The 6,323-nt window shown below is 63.8% G+C and carries 4 protein-coding genes; all 4 read right to left on the minus strand.

The features are described from left to right. Positions 1–1,168: 1,168 nt before the first annotated feature. The 4 genes from KPL57_RS20560 to KPL57_RS20575 all read right to left on the minus strand — a co-directional run bounded on the left by KPL57_RS20560 (position 1,169) and on the right by KPL57_RS20575 (position 5,889). Entirely contained in the window at positions 1,169–1,768 is a 600-nt protein-coding gene (locus tag KPL57_RS20560; protein ID WP_226352818.1) for a hypothetical protein, read from the minus strand. A 1,005-nt stretch (positions 1,769–2,773) separates the two neighbouring features. Next, entirely contained in the window at positions 2,774–3,073 is a 300-nt protein-coding gene (locus tag KPL57_RS72435) for a sigma factor-like helix-turn-helix DNA-binding protein (RefSeq protein WP_374203758.1), read from the minus strand. Then, entirely contained in the window at positions 3,070–4,131 is a 1,062-nt protein-coding gene (locus tag KPL57_RS20570) for a replication initiation protein (RefSeq protein ID WP_226352820.1), read from the minus strand. Before KPL57_RS20570 ends, KPL57_RS72435 begins: the two co-directional genes overlap by 4 nt. Positions 4,132–5,289: 1,158 nt before the next feature. After that, positions 5,290–5,889, minus strand: coding sequence for a hypothetical protein (locus KPL57_RS20575; protein WP_226352818.1), 600 nt, complete (start codon positions 5,887–5,889; stop codon positions 5,290–5,292). Between the last annotated feature and the right edge of the window lie 434 nt (positions 5,890–6,323).

Genomic DNA, 6,323 nt, shown 5'->3' on the forward strand with positions numbered 1-6,323 from the left:
GAGCCAGTCATCCGGGGAACTCCTCACCACCGCCGCCAAGGGCGCGGTGCCGGTCCAGGGCATTGAGCTTCGCCCTGTGTTGTCTCCGGCCGCTGACGCGGCCGGAGGGGTGCGGGCTCGCTCGCGCTCACCCGAAACTCTGACTTGGTTGTTGCTTGATTCCTACTCGCATATTCCCAGGTCGCAGGCCTGTCTGTCGCGTACCCCCAGGTCAGACGGGCGTGTCACTCCACCCGACCGGCCTCCAACCGGACGCCGACACCCCGGCGGCAGCAGCAGCAGCAGCAGCAGCAGCAGCAGCCCCGCCGCACCCGAGCCGACCAGACGACGACCAGACGACGACGCCGGAGGCGCCCGCCCGCGTTTTCCTTAAGAAAACGCACAACTTGCTGCGCCGTGAACCGGCCGCCCGGCACCGCGACCGGCACCGAACCGGAGCCCACCACCGACGATCATCAGCTGATGCATGGGTCCTGTGGGTGTTGAGCGACGCGGCCCACCGGGCCGACAACGCACGCGCGCTTCGCGCTCGACACCGCCAACCCAAGATCAACAGCGACCACACCTATGCACAGTGCTGTGATCCCGGGCCGGTGCCGGTCCCGCGCAGACGCGTCACTCCCAGCCGCACCGCCCGGGAGAACGGCCACGGCCCCGCCTGCGGCGGAGCAAGCTAGACACTTAGCCCGGCTAAGTGGGTAACGCAAAAGGCGAGGTCCCGCAGGGCGGGTCGCTGCGCTGAACCGAACAACCCCGGGCTGCCGCGCCGCTTCCGGTCCTCACCCGCCAGAGCGGGCTCCGGTCCGGATCAACTTGCCCACGAACTCGGCGTCTTCCGATCAAGCAGACCAGAATCTGCACAACGAATCAGGAAGTAATCATCGATCCTTCATTACAGCGTTAACCGCATCCAGTAAACTCACCCCAGGGTTCTTCTTTCTGTAAGCGCGAACCGCTGCGATATCTTGCTCGCTCAGCTTGCCAGTAACGCCGCCTCTACTGAAGTGATCATGGCTACCCGCGCCCATCGCCCTTAGTAGCGAGATCAGCAAACATGCAATTGCGAGCCCTCCGGCGAGCTGCCACCACCCCAAGGCGAATGTGACGGCAGCAGCTATCAAGCACAGAGCGGAGACAAAAAGCGGCCACGATCTGGCTACAGACGACATCACTTAAACAGCTTCGGGCACGCCTTGACTACCCCCGAGATCCCCGAGAGTTCTCCGATTAAAGACCCCAGAGCTGTCATCACTGCATCACCCTTCTCCGCCGCGGTCCCCGCACCGGCAAGGAGCTTCGCTGACTCCCATACACCGCCCATCTCACTAATCAGCTTCTTAATCTTCAATAGCCGGACCGCCGGAACCCCAATACCAAGGACCACCTGCCCAACAGCAGAAGCGCAATCGGCGATATCCCCAACTCCTCGCTGTGGCGACTGCCCCAAAGCGGCGGCCCGGGCTTTCAGGCTTACCCCTTCAGCCGTCGAGAACCACTGCTGAAGCGCTGAGTCGCTGACTAAAGCCGAGTCAGGGATAGAAGCAATGACGCCCAAGCCCGCGGCGAGTTCATCCACTCCCCTGGCGGCGGATACTTTCGAGGTAGCCGCAACAGCTCGCAGAGAATCTGACGCGACAGAAGCCGAAGTCGACCCCGTCACCGCCGGTGAATCAGCCGAAGCGATCCCAGTAGCCGATCCCATCGCAACAGCCACAGCCAACACGGTCCCGATAACACGGGACGCACACGCGAACCTCTTCGTACCCATGACCGCATGCGAACACGCCCCCCCCCACTGGTCAAGAACCACTACCAGCAGCAATCACACGAACACGCTCAGCACACTACGCACTACGGACAGATACGCCCAAACAAACCCAAACCGCCCACCCTCGCCGCAGTCAGTTGACCTTGACCTTGACCTTCCTTCTCTCAAAGCATGGAACTACGTACTGATGACCATGGCCGCTCCGCGACCACTCTCCCGGTGGGTCGGGCTGGCGCCCGACACCTCAACCACCCTGCTTCGCTGACGGCCGGTCGAGGTGTCGGGCGCCAGCCCGACCCACCGGAACTCACTCAACCATCCACACAACAGCAGGTCACAGCGATGACTGACTCGAGAACACCCAGGGGCAAGTCCAGAAGACGGCCCCGAAAACGATCTTGTGCTCTCTCGGGAGTAACAAAGCCTCTCTCGGGAGTTACTGGGCCACCCGTCGGGCCGACAGCACCGAGGACACGCGACCTCAACGATAGCGCGACAACCCCCGCATCCGCCGGATCGCGCATCGGGCGGATGCGGGGGCTCCTGCACGCACCACAACACCGTGCAAGCAGATGCTAAAACCATCCTGCGGCACCTTTGAAACCGCACAACCAGTCACATCAATACCGTGCCCGGCACCACCCCTGCCCTAGCGCAAAAGAGCACTCATCCGTAGCTCTGACAACGCCCAGCCCTCCGGCACCACAAGCGGCAGAAAAGGCGGCAGGGGAGCCCTCAGCAACACCTGCAGAGCGCCGCAATCTATAGCGCCGGAAACGCAACCACGCACCACCGAAAACCGTGACCGCCGCCGCGCGCCACCCCAGCCCCCGACTCGTCACGCAGAGTGATATTTCGGGGGATGTCCCGAAACGACCCCCAAGCCGTACCAAGCCGTACCAGCCGTACCAATGTGCCGTTTCCGCAGGTCAGCACGGGATTTTCCTGGTACGGCTTGAGGGGGTGGTACGGCTTGGGGGTCGTTTCGGGACATCCCCCGAAATATCACTCTGCGTGGCTGACAGTGTGGCACTCCATGGCAGTCGCCCATTCACCGTTCCGGCGAGCGTCAGCAAGGAGGCGACCGACGGTGCCGACGGTGCTACCGACACGCTCAGCAATCTCCTGGTAGGTGAGCCCGCGGAGCCGGAGGGTGACGACCTCCGCTCGGCGCCTCTGGGCTCGGCGTTCGTATTCGTCGCGGGACTCAGCGAGCATGGCGCGGATAGTTCTCGGCGTTACCCCAAATTGCTCGGCGAGATCACGCGCTGTCCGCGTTCTGCGCTGCACAGTACGGGCCGTCATGCCAGGCCTGCTTTCCTAATCTCTTCCTGAAGCCGCCATGACTCATCCGAGCGGATTGCGCCGCGCACGAGTCCTCCGGGTCGGCTGTTTCCGGCGAGTCCTCCGTTGCGTCCGGAGCCTTTGCGTCCGCGTGCGGCTTGGATGGCGGAGAATGCTGCGTCGTAGGCGGCGGGGCCGTCGTTCCACATGCGGGAGTAGTTGATCGTCCAGTCCGAGATGGACTGGGAGATGTGGCCGAGTTCGTTCCCTCCGAGCGGGATCGGGAAATCGGCGTTGAGGATCGCGACGTGTTTGGCGACAGCGGCGCGGTAGCCCTCGGCGTCGCCCCAGTGGTGCCGCATTTCCCGGTAGGCGAAGCGGCGGACCATGTGGAACAGGGTTTCGTTGCGGGAGTAGCCGACGGGTGCGCGGCGGCGTTGGTTGTGCCAGCCCCGGCCGGGCATGTGCCCGGCGGCAGTCAGGATCGCCCCGAACTGGGTGAGGGTGGAGGTTTTGTCGTGGAGGATGTGGGTGATCCAGCGGGAGTGGAACGGGTTTTTGATCAGCCGCCCGGGATAGGACGGGTCCCCACCCACCGCACGCCGCAGCGCCTCTTCGATCGAGAGGCCGTAGCGGACCGCGCGGCGTGATCCGTAGTTGGTGACGTTGATCGGTGTCGTGATGCCGAACCCGGCGTGGGCGTGGCCGTTGACGGCGTTCTCGATGATCACGTTCGGCATCGGGTGGCTGTCGACGGTCGACAGCATCCGCAGGACCGCGTCGGCGCTGTCGCCGTCGATGCCGATCAACCCCCACACCTGCTTGGGGTGCAGCTCGACATGCATCCGGGTCATCGCCTCCTCCCGGGACTGCCGCCACACCCCGTCGTCGAACTCGTCCGCGGCGAGCGGGTACCGCGACGTCCACAAACGCCCCCAGATCGCCGTAGCCGCCTCAAACGGCAGCCCCCCGACTAGGTAGCCCGGGCCCTCAAATGGGGCCGCACAGAGGCTCTCAGAGCCCCGGGGACCGGCATCGGGGACAGCGCCTGGAGGAACCCACAGGTCAGAGCCAGTCATCCGGGGGAACTCCTCACCACCGCCGCCAAGGGCGCGGTGCCGGTCCAGGGCATTGAGCTTCGCCCTGTGTTGTCTCCGGCCGCTGACGCGGCCGGAGGGGTGCGGGCTCGCTCGCGCTCACCCGAAACTCTGACTTGGTTGTTGCTTGATTCCTACTCGCATATTCCCAGGTCGCAGGCCTGTCTGTCGCGTACCCCCAGGTCAGACGGGCGTGTCACTCCACCCGACCGGCCTCCAACCGGACGCCGACACCCCGGCGGCAGCAGCAGCAGCAGCAGCAGCAGCAGCAGCCCCGCCGCACCCGAGCCGACCAGACGACGACCAGACGACGACGCCGGAGGCGCCCGCCCGCGTTTTCCTTAAGAAAACGCACAACTTGCTGCGCCGTGAACCGGCCGCCCGGCACCGCGACCGGCACCGAACCGGAGCCCACCACCGACGATCATCAGCTGATGCATGGGTCCTGTGGGTGTTGAGCGACGCGGCCCACCGGGCCGACAACGCACGCGCGCTTCGCGCTCGACACCGCCAACCCAAGATCAACAGCGACCACACCTATGCACAGTGCTGTGATCCCGGGCCGGTGCCGGTCCCGCGCAGACGCGTCACTCCCAGCCGCACCGCCCGGGAGAACGGCCACGGCCCCGCCTGCGGCGGAGCAAGCTAGACACTTAGCCCGGCTAAGTGGGTAACGCAAAAGGCGAGGTCCCGCAGGGCGGGTCGCTGCGCTGAACCGAACAACCCCGGGCTGCCGCGCCGCTTCCGGTCCTCACCCGCCAGAGCGGGCTCCGGTCCGGATCAACTTGCCCACGAACTCGGCGTCTTCCGATCAAGCAGACCAGAATCTGCACAACGAATCAGGAAGTAATCATCGATCCTTCATTACAGCGTTAACCGCATCCAGTAAACTCACCCCAGGGTTCTTCTTTCTGTAAGCGCGAACCGCTGCGATATCTTGCTCGCTCAGCTTGCCAGTAACGCCGCCTCTACTGAAGTGATCATGGCTACCCGCGCCCATCGCCCTTAGTAGCGAGATCAGCAAACATGCAATTGCGAGCCCTCCGGCGAGCTGCCACCACCCCAAGGCGAATGTGACGGCAGCAGCTATCAAGCACAGAGCGGAGACAAAAAGCGGCCACGATCTGGCTACAGACGACATCACTTAAACAGCTTCGGGCACGCCTTGACTACCCCCGAGATCCCCGAGAGTTCTCCGATTAAAGACCCCAGAGCTGTCATCACTGCATCACCCTTCTCCGCCGCGGTCCCCGCACCGGCAAGGAGCTTCGCTGACTCCCATACACCGCCCATCTCACTAATCAGCTTCTTAATCTTCAATAGCCGGACCGCCGGAACCCCAATACCAAGGACCACCTGCCCAACAGCAGAAGCGCAATCGGCGATATCCCCAACTCCTCGCTGTGGCGACTGCCCCAAAGCGGCGGCCCGGGCTTTCAGGCTTACCCCTTCAGCCGTCGAGAACCACTGCTGAAGCGCTGAGTCGCTGACTAAAGCCGAGTCAGGGATAGAAGCAATGACGCCCAAGCCCGCGGCGAGTTCATCCACTCCCCTGGCGGCGGATACTTTCGAGGTAGCCGCAACAGCTCGCAGAGAATCTGACGCGACAGAAGCCGAAGTCGACCCCGTCACCGCCGGTGAATCAGCCGAAGCGATCCCAGTAGCCGATCCCATCGCAACAGCCACAGCCAACACGGTCCCGATAACACGGGACGCACACGCGAACCTCTTCGTACCCATGACCGCATGCGAACACGCCCCCCCCCACTGGTCAAGAACCACTACCAGCAGCAATCACACGAACACGCTCAGCACACTACGCACTACGGACAGATACGCCCAAACAAACCCAAACCGCCCACCCTCGCCGCAGTCAGTTGACCTTGACCTTGACCTTCCTTCTCTCAAAGCATGGAACTACGTACTGATGACCATGGCCGCTCCGCGACCACTCTCCCGGTGGGTCGGGCTGGCGCCCGACACCTCAACCACCCTGCTTCGCTGACGGCCGGTCGAGGTGTCGGGCGCCAGCCCGACCCACCGGAACTCACTCAACCATCCACACAACAGCAGGTCACAGCGATGACTGACTCGAGAACACCCAGGGCAAGTCCAGAAGACGGCCCCGAAAACGATCTTGTGCTCTCTCGGGAGTAACAAAGCCTCTCTCGGGA

The sequence above is a fragment of the Pseudonocardia sp. ICBG601 genome, from assembly GCF_020496245.1.